Below are 17683 nucleotides of genomic sequence, written 5' to 3'. Positions count from 1 at the left end.
ATTTAAAAGGATTTAATTATAAATTTTTAATTTAATTCTCTGGCTGCATCTTCATAATTCCGGTTTCATAAACGAGTATTTATAATCGTCGTTCAGCTTATATAAAAACGATTATTCCTGCCACACTTAATGCTCGTGTTATGTCCGCATTTCGTTTTCTCTTCTCTTTTTCTTTCTCAATTGCTCTGTCGATCGCTTGCGAAGCCATTCCGCAGTCCAGGTCAGTTTCAGACACGACAAAATTTGATCGTGATTATGCTTTGGAAGCAACAATGCTGGGATTTTTTGCACCTGACGGCGCAAGAAATCCAACGCTGAAAGCTAATAGGGGTGATCGTGTCAGAATTAAGATAACCAACGGCGAGTTGATGACGCATGATATTTCTCTGGAAAAGCTGGGATTAAAAAGTAAAGTGATCATCGAGAAGGGCGCTACAACAAGTATTGAGTTCAAAGCCTCGCAAAACGATATATACTACTGCTCCGTGCCCGGGCACCGCGCCGCTGGAATGGCCGGAAACTTTGAAGTAGTGGATGGTTTAATTTCTGAAAAAACAATTCCCGGCCAGCTGCCCATGAAAAACGGTAAGCCGCTAAACCTGAATTTTGAAACAGGAAACCTGCAAGACTGGACAGCGACCGGTGAAGCTTTCACAAATGCCGTGGTCAAAGAGGATCCTTCGCCGCTGCACGAAAAGGAAATGCATATAGGTTTCAAAGGGAAATATTTTTTGAGCAGTGGAGGAACAGTTAATTCCAGGCTGACAGGAACATTGACTTCGGCTCCATTTAAAGTGACGCAGCCTTTTGCAGCTTTTCGCGTTTCGGGCGGCGCATTGCAGGATACCCGTATCGAGCTGGTACTTGCGGAAGCGGATCGAGTGATTTACCATATAACAGGGCAGGGGCGGGGAACTTTGCAGCCGGCTGTTGTGGACTTGCAGGCCTATCTGAATCAGGACATTTTTATTCGTATTGTTGATAATGAAACCGGAATATCCCAGATACCTTACATTCCGAACGACAAATGGGCGCATATCAATTTCGACGAATTTTTATTGTATCCCATCCGTCCGGATTTTCCAAATGAACTGAAACCAAAAGATATTATCATTCTTCCTTCATTGGACCCTGTGCCGAATGCAGGTCTTTCCGGATCGGAAGCCGCAAAAGCGATGACTTTGGCAAAGGGATTTAAAATCACGCTGGCAGCATCTGAACCTGAAATTATCCGTCCGATCAGTTTTACAATTGACGCAAAAGGACGTCTGTGGGTGGTTGAGGGGCATACCTATCCCGTCCCGGCTCCGGAAGGACAGGGGAGGGATCGTATTTTGATTTTTGAAGATACGGATGGTGATGGAACGCTTGACAAAAGAAAAATCTTTACCGAAGGACTTAACTTGGTTAGTGGAATTGAGGTGGGTATGGGCGGTGTTTGGCTGGGAGCTGCGCCGTATCTTTTATTCATTCCAATTGACGCAAAAAACGACAAACCCGCCGGTCCTCCGCAGAAATTGCTCGACGGCTGGGGAACCCAGGATACGCATGAGGTACTTAATAATTTAAGGTGGGGACCTGATGGTTGGCTGTATGGAACGCATGGAATTTTCACCCATTCAAATGTTGGAAAACCTGGCACTACGGATGCTGAAAGGACGAAAATTAATGCCGGCGTGTGGCGATATCATCCGACCAGTCGTGCATTTGAGGTGTTTGCAGAAGGTTCAAGTAACCCCTGGGGAATTGATTTCAACGACTACGGTCATCCGTTTATCACCGTTTGTGTAATTCCGCACATGTATCACGTGATCCAGGGCGCCAGGTATCAGCGACAGGCGGACCAGCATTTTAATCCCTATACTTATGATGACATCAAAACCATTGCCGATCATGTGCACTGGGTAGGCGACCGTGGTCCACATGCCGGAAACTTTCGGTCTGCTTCTGCGGGTGGTGGTCATGCGCATGCAGGCGCAATGATTTATTTAGGCGGCGATACCTGGCCGAAGGAATATCGAAATGATATTTTTATGAACAACATCAATGGTGCGAAGTTAAATATCGATCATTTAGCACGCTCCGGATCAGGATATGAAGCAACGCACAAAAACGATTTTTTATCCATGAACGATTCCTGGTCGCAATGGCTGAATTTTAAATATGACCCGGGTGGCTCGGTTTATGCGATCGATTGGTATGACAAAAATCAATGCCACAGCCCGAACCCAGACGTGCATAATAAAACGATGGGAAGAATATTTAAGATCACGCACGACAATGACAAATGGGTGAAAATTGATCTTTCCAAAGCGTCGGATACGGAGCTTGTAAAGTACCAATTGAATGCCAATGAATGGTATGTCAGACAGGCAAGAACGATTTTGCAGGAGCGTGGGTCCAATAAAAAAGTCCACAAAGCACTGAAAGAAATTCTTTCCGAAAATCCGGATCCGACAAGAAAATTGAGAGCGCTCTGGACTTTGCATGTGACAAATGGATTGACCGAAAAAGACTTGACAAATTTGCTCGCCCATGAAAATGAATATTTGAGAAGCTGGGCAATTCAGCTTTTGTGTGAAAATAAAAAGGTATCTCCCGAAACGTTAAAACTTCTTGCAGGACTTGCAAAAACTGATAATTCAGCATTGGTGAGACTATACCTGACTTCGGCCATGCTTCGATTAGAGCCTTCAATGCGCTGGGAAGTGATGGAGGCATTGGTTCAAAAGGCAGAAGATAAAAATGATCATAATCTGCCATTGATGGTTTGGTATGCGTTTGAACCCATGGCAGCCGTCGATATGAAACGTGCTTTGCAAATGGCGGAAAAGGCAAAATTGCCTAAAATTTTACCGTACACGATCCAACGCATTGGAGCAATCGGGACGGAGGAATCAAAAAAAGTACTGAAAGAATTTAACGACCGCCTGGGTAAAACGAATTCGCATGAACATCATGAAACACAAATGCTGATCGGAAAGGTTTTAGGAAAATAGCGGTGTGAAAATTTTAATAAGCACTAACTTATTTTCCTTTAACTATTTACCGACATTCTTTTCCCAGTTGATGTGCTTTTGCAATCCATCGTTGTCTGTTGTCAAGGTTAGCAGTTTTTACAATGCCGAATCGGGTAACTTTAACAGGATTTATCCCGCAAAATTGCAGCGTTGATTTTTTCAATTGATTAATACTTGGCTGCCCATAAACCAGATAATAATACAAGCCCGGCTGATCCATAGTCGTGATGATATGCCCTGATTTTCCTTTAAGTAATTTGTCCCACCATACAGAATTTTCTCTATAACGGAATGCCATACCCGGCAGAAAAAGCCGGTCAATAAAACCTTTCATAATCGCTGGCAGCCCTCCCCACCAGACAGGATGAATCCATACAATATGGTCTGCCCATTTGATCTTTTCCCAGGCATCCAGAAGGTCAGGTTCAAGTTCCATCCGTTGTTGATATCCGTGACGAAGATTAGGGTTAAAATCCAGCTCAGATATGATTAGATATTCAACGTGAGCACCTGAAAGATTTGCACCTTTTATATAAGCATCGGCTAAGGCGTGGTTCAAACTTGCCGGATTTGGATGACCATTTATCACAAGAATCTTTTTCATTTCAGTGGGTTGAATTTATTTTAAATCAGATCAAAAATGATCTGTTGCAATATTAAGCAACCACTCTGGCTAAAAACATGACATTTGTCCTAAAATGCACTTTGGCTGATTTCTCTGCGCAATCTGCTTAGATGCCTTGGGGTGATGTTCAGGTATGAAGCGAGATACTGCACCGGAATGTTCTGAATAAATTCAGCTTGTTTGGTCATCAACTCTACATAACGCTTTTTGGCAGTGTATTTCTGATAACCGAAAATCCTGTTTTCCAGTCCTATATATTGAAGTTCAGTCAGATGTTTTCCCAATTTTAGCCACGCGCTTCCATTTTGGTATAGATGTTCGAGATGTTCTTTTTTTATCACGACCAGTTCAACATCCGTCAATGCCTGAATACTTTCTTCGGTTGGATTTCCGGTAATGAACGACGAAAATGCGGTCATCATATTGCCGGGAAATGTCAGACAATAAGTAATTTCTTCTGCTGAATCGGAAAAATAAAAGGAACGCAGAATCCCCGTTTTTATAAACACCACTTCATCGCAGATCTTTCCTTCCCGAATCAGGAAGTCTCCTTTTTTAAGTTTTCTATCTATTAATAAATGATCAAGTTGATCCAGCTCGTCAGAGGAGAGTATATTAAAATTTTGGAAAAATGATTTCATCTTTAACGGTCTTTGGGAATTTTGAAACAAATATAATAGCCGCCGGAGTGTTTTGACTGATGCTTCCTTTTATACTCATAATCATTACACCCGTGAAAAACCGTTTTCGAGTAGCATTAATATTTTGCTTCAATTGGATTTATTTTCATAATTTCATTGACGCGAAACTTACGTGAGGAAATAAATTATTTCTAATTATTACATGTTCAAAAGATGAAAATAATTGGCCGTCCCAAGCTGGAAGATGCTCCAAAATGGTATCCATATTTCCTGAATCTGGTACCGGGGGACAATTTAATTGAGGCACTGGAAAATAATAAAAAGCAGATGCTGGACATAATCGCATCTGTCCCTGTCTCGCTGCAAGATTATGCTTATGCAGAAAATAAATGGACGGTCAAACAGGTTTTTATCCACCTCGCAGATGATGAGCGTTATTATGCATACAAGGCTTTTTGTTATTCCCGGCGGGTAAATGTCTTACTCGAAGTTCCCCAGGGGCAGGAATACAACAAAGATTTTAACGCGCAAAACAGAACTTTAAAAGATATCGCTGAGGAATTTTTGTCGGTCAGAAATGCGACGATTACACTTTTTAGTAGTATGACGGATGACATGCTTGACTTTAAGGGTTTCGTCAGCGAAGTACCCTATTCCGCCAGAAGTTTAGGCTGGATGGCGGTCGGGCATAATATTCATCATTGTAACTTGCTGAAAGAGGTGTATTTCAAGCATTAATAACACGGAATGGTTTCGTTGAAACACACATTTTCATTACAAAGCTACCGTGACTTAAAATTTTGTTGAAAATTAATAGGGAAAAAGTTACGTAAGTTCGTCTATCAGAAAAGGTATTAATTCACAAAATATCTTTAATCACTTATACTTTCAATATGAAAATTAAACACTTAACTTTCCTTGCGCTTGCCTTCGCTTTGGGTAATGATCATCTCTATGCACAAAAAGGAAAACCTCTTTTTACCGAGCAGCCTGGAATGGTTTCATATACTTTTCGTAAAAGTTTAAGTAAAGACGCGGCTGCTACTTTGGATACTTTGAAAGGTCTGGGAATAAAGGATATGGAGTTTTCGAGTTTGTTTGGTAAAACGGCTCCGGAACTTCGCAAACTGCTGGATGAAAGAGGGATTAAATGTTCGTCTTTTGGAGTTAGTTATGACGATGCGCTTAATAAAACGCAGGAAGTAGGACAGAACGCGAAAGCATTGGGCGCCAAGTTTGTTCGGGTGGCATGGATACCTCACAAAGGCCCTTTCACCCTGGAAATGGCTCAGCAAACCGTGGCTGATTTTAACAAAATGGGAAAGCTGCTCAAAGACGAATTCGGGTTGACTTTTTGTTACCACAACCACGGCTATGAATTTGAAAAACATGAAGACGGGACGTTGATGGATTATATTATACAGAAGACTGACCCGAAATATGTCAGCTTCGAGCTGGATATGTTGTGGGCGTTTTTTCCTGGGCATGATCCAGCTGCTTTGATCAACAAATATCCAACGCGTTTTAAATTGGTTCACATGAAGGATTTGCGGAAAGGCGTACAGGGCAATCTTTCCGGAGGGACGCCGGTTGAAAACGACGTTGCTTTAGGAACAGGGCAATTGGACATTCCGACGATATTGAAAGCGGCTAAGAAATCCTCAATTCAGCATTATTACATCGAAGACGAAAGTCCAAGTTATGCCACGCAGGTTCCTCAGACGATTGCTTATCTGAAAAGTCTGACTTATTGATTACGAATCTGGGCCAATATATTGAAATTGTTTTTGTAACGGATATGAAAAGGGAGAGTCATCGGGCTCTCCTTTTTATGTTCAGATCGAAGGTGCCTACTTTGGTTGCAGCATCTGCGGAATTCCAATTTTTCTCGCTGAGGCGGCGGTACTGTCGATACCCAGATTCTTCATGATTTCTGAGGAAAGATTTGACGTCGAGTCCCGTGCAAATAATACAACCGGCCAGATATCGCCGCCGTCAGGGTTTAGGTCCATTCGTAAAATAAAAGAATAACCTTTCTGCCGGCCTGCAAAAACAATGGCGTCATTCACTTTTTGTTTGATCGGAGTGAATTTTTTGGCGTAATAATCCCGGAGTTCTTTCATTGCATTGGCTTCAAATTCATCAAAAGATTTTTTTAGATTATCAAGTTCCAGCGCTTTGTCCCGCAAAATCATTTGCTCGGCCTTACTTGCAACCAACTTATCCAGGGCCGCTGACTTCGCTTCATAGTCATCATATTTTCCTTTTAAGATTTTTTCATACTGTTGACTTTTCAATGTGATTTCCTGATTCAGTTTCTTGAATTCAGGCATTCTTTCAATGATCAGCTGCTGGTCTACATACCCGATTTTTTCACTGGTATTCTGCCCGAAACCTACCGACAAGCCGAGATAAAAAAGTAAACTAAGTACAGTTAGTAATCTCATAATGATTTGATTGGATAAAGTGAAACATAAAATCCAAACGCCATTGTGAGTCACCTATTGTATTAATAAATGTTAAATAACTAAGTTTTTAGTAATAGATGTATGCTGTTGTAAATCAATTTTTTCCAAACGCACTGGTAAACCGGAATTTTGACTGAGTTTTAAATCATCATAGGTAATTCCTGGTCTGCTTCTACAAAGGCAAAGTGGCGAAAATGTGTTCTAAAAATTTGTCCATATAAATTGTTGCGTTCGTATTCAGGAAAATTTAGTGAACAGAAAGTAAACAATTATCTGAAAGTTGAAGAATTAAAGGTCACGGCCGCGATAGGCAGCCATGTTCCTGAGAAATATAAAAGGTTGAGCGTAATGTATGGAGGAGGGTAAGCTGGTGTCAATCGAAAGTGCCTGAGCTTATGGATTGGAATGCAGTACAAAAGTAGTGTTATATTCAAACTTCTCACAATTTGAAAATATGATATCTATCATGTTTTTCTGTCTGCAACTTTAACAATATTTACTTGTAGCAGAAATATTTAACATTTTTTTTTGCATCAAAATGGTATTTATTTTGGACAAAGTCTTTACTAACGAAGCAGGTCATTAGTTTAATTTAAGTTTACCGCCTAACCTTAGCTTATCAGGATTTCGAACTTTGTATAGTATATGTTGAAAATGCGCATCGCTGATGATCATACCGTAATTTCCTTAGGCACAAGTATATCGATCAGCGTGACATTCGTACTCCTTCTGCACCCTAAACACTTGTATATCAAAAATCCTTGAAAGCTATTCCTGCTGAACAAAATTCACCCAACCGAAGCTTGTGCTTTTCTGTGTTGTCTGGATACTTTAACCATTTGCAGCACAACCGATAGGATAATCAGTCCAAGACCGATGTAAAAGGGCCATGTTAATTCCCGGTTTTCCTTGTAGATCAGAATAGCCAGAATGATCGTGTAAATTGGTTCCAGGTTGAAACTTAGATTTACTGTAAATGCGGAGATTTTGTTGAGCGCCTGAATAAGCAACATGTACAAAAGAACAGTGCAGAAAAGCGAAAGCATTACCAGATAACCCAAATCCTGCCAGGAAGGAATCATGGTTTCGACGGGGAAATAATGAAGGTAAAATGGCATCAGAAAGGCGAGACCTATACTGCCGCCTATCATTTGGTATACTGTGATAACTTCACTTTTAAATGAATGCGCAAGTCGCTCGTTAGCGATTGTGTAAAATGCAACCAAAAGCGAAGACATCGTACCAAGTAATATTCCTATTCGATATTGTGAATCAAAACTAAAAATCAGACCAATTCCCAATAATGTTAATCCGCTGAGCAGCAATTCGGAAGCTGCAAATTTCTTTTTATTCAGGATAGGGGCAAGGATTGCTGTGAAAAATCCGGTTAAAGAAAAACAAACTACGCCAACCGAAATATTCGAATACTTAATGCTCCCGTAAAAGAAAATCCAGTGAAGTCCAAGCAAGCAGCCAGTCAGGGCAATGCGTTGGAAATCCTTTCTTGAAACAGCTTTTAACTTTCGTGAAGCACCCAAAATCAGGAGAAGTAATATTCCTGAAATAAGCATTCGGTACCAAACCAGCAGGCCTTCATTGAGTGATATCGCCTTCCCGAAAACGCCCGTGAAACCGGCAAGGATAATGGATATATGTAGTTGAATAAAAGCTTTTTTCATTTTATCGTTTTAGAAGAGCGGGCTATTCTTCGAAATTATCGTAATAAGTAAAGTCTTCTGTTATTAGTCCTTTCTCAATTTTAAAAATTGTACAAATCGGTAATTCAAATTTCGAACTGTCGGGAGCGGTTCCTGTGGAAACAAATTCAACGATCACATGATTTTCGCCTGAAGGATAGACGTTCAGCACTTTGTCTGCCACATCCGGGAAAGTCTGACTTAATTCCCCGTATTTTTTAATAATCTGCTCCCTGTTTTGTTTGACTATTCCCTGACCTAATGATGGATCTTTAAAATCGGCTGTTTCGGTATACATATTCGCAAGACTCTTCCAGTTATGCTTATTGAAATATTCAAAATATTGACGAATTAATTTTTCATTTTTTTCTTCATTTTGCTGCTTCTGGGCGCAAGAAAATAGCGTTAACATACAAAAAGAAAGGGAAAGAATATTCTTCATGATTCAGATATTAAGGGGGTCAAATGAAACTTGGTTTCTCACCTAAATGTATTTAAAAGTTTGCGAATGTAACAGGTCGATCGGACAAACTTCCATATTGCGAGGAAATCGTCAGGAGATCAAGTAGAAACCGGACTTAACAAAATCGCAGCTCACAAAATAAACGCGTAAGACCTATCGTAAAATTTTGATTTTTTTCCTTAATTAATTTCCGAGATTATTACCGTATTCGTCGCCCGGTTCAGGCCGTAAAGCAATTGTTTTTTCTGAACAGAACGGTCGATGGCAATACCTTGTCCATGAATTGATGCAGGAAGTGTTGCTATATGTTCAAGGGTGTACCCGGATTTTGGGAGTCTCATAACGTATACTTCCGGCCGGTCGTGACCGGTGCAGTACAATAAACCATCATTTCCCCAGGCACCGCCGGAGTTGCTTTTTGGTGTAAAAGCTTCGATAATATTTTTAGGGAAAATCCACGATTCGAGTTGTCTGAATTCTTTATCATACCGAACAAGCGAAGTCCAGCGAACATCTCTTCCTTCACTGGATTCTTTGCCGCCATAATGCGCAAAGCCGATCCACCAATAGCCGTCCTTCTGGTCAATCCAGGTTAATGAGCCATGTTCTGCAATGCCAAAGCTATGGTTACCAATATGTTGTAACGTCTTGGTGTCAAAAATTTCGATGCTGCTCGCCATCGGGATCTCGGGATAGTTGGAGTTGGCGCAATACAATTTTCCATCAAATACAACACCACTGTTAAGATGTTTAATGCCATCTTTGGTCCCGTCCCAACTTGTCACCTGTTTGCCATCCGATTTGGTAAACTTTAAAATTGTACTGTTATTAATTACATAAAAGTACTGCTCATCCACTGCAACGGCTTGCTTGGCCTCAGATATCTGAAATTTTCGTATCTCTTTGATTGTCTGGGAATAAGATTTAGAAAATAGTAAAGATGCTGTCAGGCTCACACAGAGAAGTAGTGATTTTGAAAATGTCATATTGCGGCAGATAAATGGAATGCTCAAATTACTAAAATATTAAATTTTTGTGTTTAAGACAGTATTATTTTATCAAATACCATTTAAACACGATTAATTAATAGCCAAGGCGAGATAATCGAAATAATTCTACTTTAATTTATGGCTTCACATAGTTTTAATTGTGATTTCTGGCTTAAATTTGCTTCCCAAAGCCCTTTTTAACACCATCCTCAAAATTGTTAGTTTTTTATGTATAATCTTTTGATTTTAGAAAGTGAATCGATCTTCAAAATCGGTATATCCAGTCGGTTAGAAAGAGAAAATAAAAACATCAAAATTGAAACGGCAGACAGTATCAGCCAGATTTTGCAATCCTCACTTTTCAAAGTAAATGAAGTGAAGCAAAACTATGATCTCTTCATTGTTTCGTTAAACAAGCAGGAAGAGCAGGTGCTGTCATTAATCAAATATACCATTAAACATAAGCCAGGGATCCCGATTTTAATCTTTTCTTACGAAAGTGCTGACTGGCTTTTCAAGCAGGGCATCAATACCAAACCAGTACCGGGCCGCTATATCAAGAAAGTGACATGTTGGGCGGATATTCAGCAGGAAGTAAATAAGCTTTTTAATGAACCTGTTAAGTTGACCTCTGCACCCATTCGGGAAATTACGACTGATTTTGCTTTGCCGAGCCGCAGAACCGGCGAAGTCTGACCGGCTGTTTAAATTTTACCTACGACACCCATCACCATGATCGCTGCATTTTCTGCGGCGATCTGATAAAAATTCTTTACGTCAGCGGAAGCTTTCTGGTTCGCATTATCGCTCAGGCTTCGGATGATCAGAAAAGGTACCTTTTGCTGATAACAGGTTTGGGCGATCGCAGCTCCTTCCATTTCTGTAACGGCGGCATCAAGGTCTTTTCTTAACCGTTTGGTAGCAATTTCAGAGGCGACGAAAACGTCACCAGTAACAATAATTCCTTTTGTAATGGTTGGGGGGAAACTTCCATTTTCTCGTTTGACTTTTTCAAAAGTTAAACCTTTTGAGATAGAAACCGCTTTCTGGATCAGCACCGAATCACATTTAAAAGTGATGGGATTTTCGGCCATATCATACGGGTTTTTTGTCGGTGTGTAGATCATGCCCGTATCTTCAATAGCACCATAGTCGTGGTATTTTACTTCTGTTCCGATCACGATGTCGCCTGGATTAAGAGAGGTATCCACTCCTCCGGCAATCCCGGAAAATACGATTTCGGCAGGCCTGAAATGTTCGATCATCAGCGTCGTAGTGATTGCTGCATTCACTTTTCCGATTCCTGTTTGAGCAAGGACAACCGATTTCCCGTTCAGCATGCCTTTGGAGAAAAGCGTTTGGGCGATGACGGTATCTTTCCTGTTTTCCATTTTACTCCGAAGTAAAACAAGTTCAGGTGGAAATGCGCCGAGGACGCCCGTGATATTTTGTGAAAAAGTACAGAAAGATGAAACCAAAAGTAATAGCGAAAGCAGGTATTTTCTTCTCATATAAGTTGTTATAAAATCAAAGCTAAAATTGCAAATAAGTCAATAATCCAAAGCGCTAAACTGATTTGCCGGGTTTTACCGGTTGCGATATGTAAGGCAGTCCAGCTCAAAAAACCCCAGATGATTCCCTGCGTGATGGAATATGTAAATGGAATAAGCACCATCGCAAGAAAAGCCGGAAAGGCCTCACTCAGATCATTCCAGTTAATTTTTACGACAGGTTTCATCATAAATACACCAACCAAAACAAGCGCAGGCGCTGTCGCAATAGATGGAACCGCACTGATAATGGGCGATAGAAATAGAAACGGAAGAAACAGCAAAGCTCCAACCATGGCAGTCAAACCGGTTTTGCCACCTTGCTCAATGCCCACAGCGGATTCAATGTAGGCAGTACCGGGACTGCTTCCCGTAAGTCCGGCAAGGGTCGTTGAAAAGGCGTCGACGATTAGTGATTTCCGGATGTTTTTTGGTTCACCATTTTCGTCTAAAAGATTCGCTGCTTCGGCAAGGCCAACGAAAGTGGACAAACTGTCAAACATATCGGTAAAGACAAATGCAAGGATAATAGGGGCAAGGCTCCATTGTAACGAATTGATCAGATCAAGTTGAAATAACAAACTGAAATCAGGTCTGGCAACTAGTTCGGTGATCGTTACCAAGGTTTCACTTCCTCCGTAGTATCTTCCAATGGGCCAGGCAAGAATACTGGTTATAATAATACCAATCAGAATACTGCCTTTCACATGTCGTTTTAAAAGGATCACAGTGACCAACAAACCAACCAGAAATGTACATGTGGACGCATTCAGGTTTCCGAGGCTAACCATCGTAACTGGATTTGCTACAATAAATTTTGCATTGGAAAATCCGATCAGCGTAATAAAAAGCCCAATTCCTGATGCTATGGCATAACGAAGTGGTTTCGGAATGGCTTTTACAATGTAGGACCGGACATTAAAAATTGACAATAGCAGAAAAAATATTCCCGACCAGAAAACGGTACCTAACGCCACCTGCCAGCTGAGCTTTTCGGTGAAAACTGCTGTAAAGGTAAAAAAAGCGTTTAGCCCCATTCCGGGCGCAACCAGAATCGGGTTGTTCGCATACCAGCCCATCATAAAACTGCTGAAAAACGAAACCAGAATTGTGGCAGTAAGGACGGCCGAAAATGGCATCCCTGTTTGACTCAAAATGGATGGATTGACAACAATGATGTAAGCTGTTGCTAAAAATGAAGATACGCCGGCAAGAATTTCTGTTGAAACTGTTGTGTTATTTTCTTTTAATACGGAGAGGGAAAACATAGCGCTGGGGTTTATTTCAAAGATATTGATTAACCAGCGTTTTTAAAAACAGTGGATTGTTTACCCGGAAAATTGTTCTTTGATTCCTATTTTTCCCACTAGAAATACCGGGACTTTTTAAAGCGTGTGAAGATCTGGCCTGTTCAATTTGAAATGTAAGTCCTAATTGATTTAATAGATACCGGAAAAGCAGCCATTTTGATGATTGCCGCGCTTCCGGACCTGGCTGAAAATCATTTGCGCGATTTCCTTTTTGTTTTCCGCTTTCTGTTTTTCGTGCTTCTTTTTTTACCCCAGTCATTTTGCATTTTGCTGTAAGCCTTTTTACTGACTGTTTTCTTCTTCTTGGGCCGTGAAGTTCCTTTTTTCTTGCGGGCATTGATGTTGTTAACCAGAGAATTTTTAACACCCAGTTTGTTCTTTTTCGTGTTACGTTTCTTTTTTGATGCTGCCATGGTTTGTATTTTAACGATGGCAATATCAAAATTTATGCCTGTGAAAATTTATTCCGAAACCCGGTTATTTAAGGACAACGACCAGTTGTAAATAAAAGGAAATTAAGTGGTTACTCGGAAGAAATAAACCAGATTAAATGTGTGCTTCTCAGTATTTGGACTAGATGCGGAAGAAAGTATCAAAGCAATAAAAATCCCGGCTGAAAAATTCAGGCCGGGATCTTTTCACAGTGTTAACCAGGACTAACTTATGTCTTGCAATGCGCTTACAAAAAGTTTCATTTCTTCTTTGGTACCAATACTAACCCGGCACCAGGGTTTTTCCTGAATGTCCATTGCTTTAATAATGATTCCTTTATCTGACATTTTCGTAAGGAATTCTTTCCCCGGCATATTAATCGGGAAGATCACAAAGTTGGTATATGAAGGAACATATTTATAACCCATCGTAGTCAGGTTTTCGTATAAATAGGTTTTCGCTTCTGTGTTCAATTTGCGGGTGCTGTTTTGGAATTCGATATCATCCATCGCTGCCGAAGCTGCATAAACAGACGTGCAGGCAATTCCACTTCCGCCACCTTTGGTCACTTTTTTGATACTGTTCAAAGTCGAAGGGAGCGCAGCAACATAACCGACGCGAAGACCGGCCATTCCCATAATTTTCGAGAAAGTACGTGCCACGATGATGTTTTTCTTATCTTTCAACAAGGAAACCATGCTTTTGTTATCGGCCCCTTCGATTAATTCGAGATAGGCTTCGTCGATAAAAATGGGCACTTTATCAGCAACTCTGTTACAAAAATCGGTAAGTGCTTTCGTCGAAGTTACGGAGCCCACCGGATTATTTGGATTGCATAAGTATACCAGTTTAGTGTCCTTATCAATCGCTTTTTCCATGGCATCCAGATCGTGAGACCAGTCGGCTTTGCAGGGAACGGGCTTCCAGGTTGCGCCAACGGATTCAGCTACACGAATAAGTGACATGTAAGTTGGGTCGGCAGAAACAATATTTCCACCTTTGTCAAACATCGCAAGTGCTGTTTTTTCAAGAAGATCGCCCGATCCGTTTCCCATCATGATGTTCTCGGGAGCTACTTCTTCTTTAACCGCGATTTTACTGATCAGATCACGAAGTTCAGTTCTGGCATAGCGATTACCCTTTTCGATTGAATCGGAAATCGCTTTACGAGCCATTGGAGGCGGTCCGTAAGGGTTTTCGTTCGAGCCGATTCTTGCCACAACTTTCGCAAAATTAGGCTCCTGATCCAGATAATGCGCACGTACCATCGGACTTAGAAAAAGCCGGTTAGACTTGTCCAGTCTAAGTGGAGTTTCTGCGAACGCCCCGTCGCTTAAAAATGGTGCAACTGCCATTGCGCCAAGTGATGCAAACCCTGATTTTAACAGACTTCTACGGTCAATTTTCACGCCCATAAAGTTAAATTTTTGATGGTTGATAATTTTTGGGGATTAATTCCCTGAAAATAAAAAATCTGGCTTGCGGCGATCTGAAACGGGTAGTTGCATAACTACTTGCTAATCATAAATATAGTAAATCAAAAACCGATCTGAAAATGAAAATCATAAAAAATAAGTCTGAAATTTTAGATTAATGAAAATGTATATTTTTGTCTCAAAATGTTTACATTTTATTTTGTAATATTCTCTTTGTGGGAAATAAAATTGTGCTTATGAGTTTTTTTGCAGTGATTTAATTTTAAAGAAAGGCTCAATATGTCGATAGTCATTGGTTCAAAGTGACGTGAATCTCTTCGAGATACTCCATTACCCGCAGTTCCGCTTTTGTTCGATATTGTATTTTATTTGTTTTCAGAGAATTTCTGAGTGTCCGGTAAAAAGCAACGGCATTTTTTAAGGAATGCAGGCACGTCTCCTGGTCGTACGAAGCATTGGTTTTTAACATTGCTTCAAGATCACTTGCGGGCAAAATCATTTCCAGTTTTCTCACACCCTTTGGTAAATGGCCATTGCTAACAAGTGCAAGCGGGCCAAGAACGGTTTGCTGTAAAAATGAAATAAAGGTTAGTACTTCGAATAGCTCGCCCCGGCCAATTTTCGCCGCTGCATAGTGAATCCATACCCAAAAACGATCCTCAATCCATTGGATATCCGGTTGGGGGAAACTGGATTTCGATGATACGATCATATCAGATAACAAGTTCCCGCGTTCCCATAACACAACAGGATCTTCGACGCGCTCCGTCATATCCTCCGAATGCACGAATTTTAAATCGACATGAGTCAGCGGGTTGTCATACAGGCAAATTATCAAACGTGGTTCACCAACGTGTTCTCCGGTGAATGCCGAAAGCAGATCTCCCGCAGATTCCGCTAATTGAATCCGATGGTCAACTGATAAACTTTTGGACTGATGTACAATGACCAGGTCTATGTCCGAAAAACGGTCTATTTGTTGATCAACCCAGGAGCCACCCGCAGCAAGAGCCAGGTACTCATGGTCTTTCTGAAGAATTGAAATAAGGTTATTTGCAAAATTCTGGAAATGGACAGGAATCATTAGTAAAAACTTTAAGTAAAAACCACTTGTTGACAAGACAAATAAATAAGATGTTCAGGCAATGTCAAAGGCATGATTCTTTCTAAACTTCGTACATGGATAATTATACTGTAACGATAACGCTGATCGGAGTTGCGGCATTGGGAATGGCCTGGATGCCATCTTTCACAAAAAAGACCGGTATATCTGATTCTGTGGTTTATGTACTTTTGGGGGTTATTGCCTATTCTTTTATGGATATGCTTCCCAAGCCGGACCCGGTTCGGTATGAGGATTATGTGAAACACACAACTGAGTTTGTGGTTATCATCTCACTTATGGGAGGCGGGTTGAAAATCGACCGGCCGTTTTCTTTGAAATCGTGGGAAGTTCCTTTTCGGATGCTGACAGTGACCATGGTGCTTTGTATCGCACTGCTTGCTTTTGTAGCCTTTACATTCCTGCATTTTGATCTACCCTCTGCTTTGCTTTTGGGGGCTGTCCTTGCGCCCACGGATCCGGTTCTGGCAGCCGATGTGCAGGTCGGGCCGCCTATGGAAAAGACAAAAGATGACGTGCGGTTTTCTTTAACTGCTGAGGCCGGTATGAATGACGGAATGGGCTTTCCCTTTACCTGGCTTGCAATAACCGTTGCTTCACTGGCACCGAATGATGCAAGTCACCTTTTTGAGTGGTTCGCCTATGACTTTGTTTACAAAATAATTGCCGGTGTTCTTTCCGGAATACTTTTGGGAAATTTGCTTGGTTATTTGATTTTTAACGTCTCTAAAAAGAAAGAATTCATTAATATCAACGATGGTTTTATCGCCGTCGCTTCCGCACTTCTTGTATACGGACTCACCGAGTTGATCCATGGATATGGTTTTATCGCTGTATTTGTTGCAGCGGTGACGTTACGTAACTACGAATTTGAAAATGAATTTCACAAAGACCTTCATGATTTTTCAGACCAGGTTGAAAGGATTCTGGTAGCTGTTGTTCTGCTCGTATTTGGAGGGAGCCTGGTCCATGGAATTCTGGATTCTCTCACATGGCCAATGGCGATCGTAGGAATTATCTTTATACTTGTCATTCGCCCGGTTTCCGGAATGATTGGACTGATCGGAACGAAATTACACAACAAAGAAAAACTGGGAATCAGTTTTTATGGTATACGCGGACTGGGTTCGTTCTATTATCTGTCCTTCGCGTTCGCCGAAAAAGATTTTTTATATAGCAAGGAATTATGGTCCATGGTTTCATTTATTGTATTGCTATCTGTTATTATCCATGGTCTGACAGCCTCAACCGTGATGAAACATCTCGAAAGGAATTTTTCAAAGGAAATTTAGAATAACGTAAAAAGTTAAAAGGAGACGCCATGATCTGGTATCTCCTTTTTTTGACCTTTTATTTCGCTCTCTGATTAACTTCGATCAGATATCCGTCCGGATCTTCAAAGTAAATTTGCGTTACCTTGTCAAAACGAACCTGCTTGTGGAATTTCAGATTTTTCGAAGTCAGAAACTTTTCAGTCTGGTCGATAGAATCTACGAAAATCGAGAAATGACTTCCGTTTTTATCATTGACCACGGGTGCAGTTCTACCTGCCAAGAGGTGGATCATCTGGCCATTTCCAATATCAAACCAACCGCGAATTGCCTTCAAATCATCCGGAACCTGTACTGGTTTCAGGCCGATAATGTCTTTGTAAAAAGCCTTACTGGTCTCAATGTCTTTTACCTGAAGAGCCAGGTGGTTCCAGGTTACGCGGCCGAGTGGCTGTGTGTCCTGAGCGGACGAATCAAATACGATGAATAGCTGAGCAAACAGTATCAGAGAAAATAAACGTTTCATTTTTGAAAATGGATTGATAAACTTTAAATACAAAGGTAGGTCGGGACTAACTACTTTGTCATTTAAATTTGATTAAAACTTGAAATAATACCTCTCATAGTCATTTCGCGAACAATTCGATGGCGGGTTCAA

At 40.9% G+C, this 17683-nt stretch carries 17 protein-coding genes; 5 read left to right on the top strand and 12 right to left on the bottom strand.

Going from position 1 to position 17683, the window contains the following annotated elements:
* Positions 1–140 precede the first annotated feature (140 nt).
* Positions 141–2999, top strand: coding sequence for a PVC-type heme-binding CxxCH protein (locus AC1XUO_RS23030; RefSeq protein ID WP_483332187.1), 2859 nt, complete (start codon positions 141–143; stop codon positions 2997–2999).
* A 46-nt stretch (positions 3000–3045) separates the two neighbouring features.
* Here AC1XUO_RS23030 and AC1XUO_RS23025 read toward each other — a convergent pair whose 3' ends face one another.
* Together AC1XUO_RS23025 and AC1XUO_RS23020 are read right to left on the bottom strand one after the other, a co-directional pair.
* Positions 3046–3624, bottom strand: a complete 579-nt coding sequence (locus AC1XUO_RS23025) for an NAD(P)H-dependent oxidoreductase (RefSeq protein ID WP_483332186.1) — start codon at positions 3622–3624, stop codon at positions 3046–3048.
* An 89-nt stretch (positions 3625–3713) separates the two neighbouring features.
* Positions 3714–4286 (bottom strand): Crp/Fnr family transcriptional regulator, encoded by a 573-nt coding sequence (locus AC1XUO_RS23020; RefSeq protein ID WP_483332185.1) that lies wholly within the window; start codon positions 4284–4286, stop codon positions 3714–3716.
* A gap of 213 nt (positions 4287–4499) precedes the next feature.
* Here AC1XUO_RS23020 and AC1XUO_RS23015 point away from each other — a divergent pair, with 213 nt between their 5' ends.
* Together AC1XUO_RS23015 and AC1XUO_RS23010 are read left to right on the top strand one after the other, a co-directional pair.
* Positions 4500–5024, top strand: coding sequence for a DinB family protein (locus AC1XUO_RS23015; RefSeq protein WP_483332184.1), 525 nt, complete (start codon positions 4500–4502; stop codon positions 5022–5024).
* A 155-nt stretch (positions 5025–5179) separates the two neighbouring features.
* Positions 5180–6040, top strand: a complete 861-nt coding sequence (locus AC1XUO_RS23010; RefSeq protein WP_483332183.1) for a sugar phosphate isomerase/epimerase family protein — start codon at positions 5180–5182, stop codon at positions 6038–6040.
* Positions 6041–6136: 96 nt separating this feature from the next.
* On the opposite strand, the gene AC1XUO_RS23005 is transcribed toward AC1XUO_RS23010, so the two are convergent.
* The 4 genes from AC1XUO_RS23005 to AC1XUO_RS22990 all read right to left on the bottom strand — a co-directional run bounded on the left by AC1XUO_RS23005 (position 6137) and on the right by AC1XUO_RS22990 (position 9900).
* Positions 6137–6733 (bottom strand): OmpH/Skp family outer membrane protein, encoded by a 597-nt coding sequence (locus tag AC1XUO_RS23005; protein ID WP_483332182.1) that lies wholly within the window; start codon positions 6731–6733, stop codon positions 6137–6139.
* An 809-nt stretch (positions 6734–7542) separates the two neighbouring features.
* Positions 7543–8433: a DMT family transporter gene (locus tag AC1XUO_RS23000; RefSeq protein WP_483332181.1), complete on the bottom strand. Its 891-nt coding sequence runs from the start codon at positions 8431–8433 to the stop codon at positions 7543–7545.
* 22 nt (positions 8434–8455) lie between these two features.
* Positions 8456–8893 carry a nuclear transport factor 2 family protein gene (locus AC1XUO_RS22995; protein ID WP_483332180.1) on the bottom strand — a complete coding sequence of 146 codons (438 nt, stop codon included), beginning with the start codon at positions 8891–8893 and terminating at the stop codon, positions 8456–8458.
* 200 nt (positions 8894–9093) lie between these two features.
* Entirely contained in the window at positions 9094–9900 is an 807-nt protein-coding gene (locus AC1XUO_RS22990) for a hypothetical protein (protein WP_483332179.1), read from the bottom strand.
* Positions 9901–10131: 231 nt separating this feature from the next.
* On the opposite strand from AC1XUO_RS22990, the gene AC1XUO_RS22985 reads away from it, so the two are divergent.
* Positions 10132–10599: a hypothetical protein gene (locus tag AC1XUO_RS22985; protein WP_483332178.1), complete on the top strand. Its 468-nt coding sequence runs from the start codon at positions 10132–10134 to the stop codon at positions 10597–10599.
* A gap of 8 nt (positions 10600–10607) precedes the next feature.
* Here AC1XUO_RS22985 and AC1XUO_RS22980 read toward each other — a convergent pair whose 3' ends face one another.
* From AC1XUO_RS22980 to AC1XUO_RS22960, 5 genes are all read right to left on the bottom strand, one after another.
* Positions 10608–11414: a 5'-methylthioadenosine/adenosylhomocysteine nucleosidase gene (locus tag AC1XUO_RS22980; RefSeq protein ID WP_483332177.1), complete on the bottom strand. Its 807-nt coding sequence runs from the start codon at positions 11412–11414 to the stop codon at positions 10608–10610.
* A gap of 8 nt (positions 11415–11422) precedes the next feature.
* On the bottom strand, positions 11423–12721 hold the full coding sequence (locus tag AC1XUO_RS22975) for an NCS2 family permease (protein WP_483332176.1): 1299 nt from the start codon (positions 12719–12721) through the stop codon (positions 11423–11425).
* 233 nt (positions 12722–12954) lie between these two features.
* Positions 12955–13176, bottom strand: a complete 222-nt coding sequence (locus AC1XUO_RS22970) for a hypothetical protein (RefSeq protein WP_235153541.1) — start codon at positions 13174–13176, stop codon at positions 12955–12957.
* 243 nt (positions 13177–13419) lie between these two features.
* On the bottom strand, positions 13420–14610 hold the full coding sequence (locus AC1XUO_RS22965) for a pyridoxal phosphate-dependent aminotransferase (RefSeq protein ID WP_483332175.1): 1191 nt from the start codon (positions 14608–14610) through the stop codon (positions 13420–13422).
* A gap of 310 nt (positions 14611–14920) precedes the next feature.
* Entirely contained in the window at positions 14921–15715 is a 795-nt protein-coding gene (locus AC1XUO_RS22960) for an aminoglycoside 6-adenylyltransferase (protein ID WP_483332174.1), read from the bottom strand.
* A 95-nt stretch (positions 15716–15810) separates the two neighbouring features.
* On the opposite strand from AC1XUO_RS22960, the gene AC1XUO_RS22955 reads away from it, so the two are divergent.
* Positions 15811–17046: a cation:proton antiporter gene (locus tag AC1XUO_RS22955; protein ID WP_483332173.1), complete on the top strand. Its 1236-nt coding sequence runs from the start codon at positions 15811–15813 to the stop codon at positions 17044–17046.
* Between the two features lie 58 nt (positions 17047–17104).
* On the opposite strand, the gene AC1XUO_RS22950 is transcribed toward AC1XUO_RS22955, so the two are convergent.
* Positions 17105–17551, bottom strand: coding sequence for a VOC family protein (locus AC1XUO_RS22950; protein ID WP_483332172.1), 447 nt, complete (start codon positions 17549–17551; stop codon positions 17105–17107).
* Positions 17552–17683: the final 132 nt, after the last annotated feature.

Source organism: Dyadobacter sp. HNCC25DJ186 (assembly GCF_056895235.1).
This window is presented reverse-complemented; position numbering and strand designations above follow the sequence as displayed.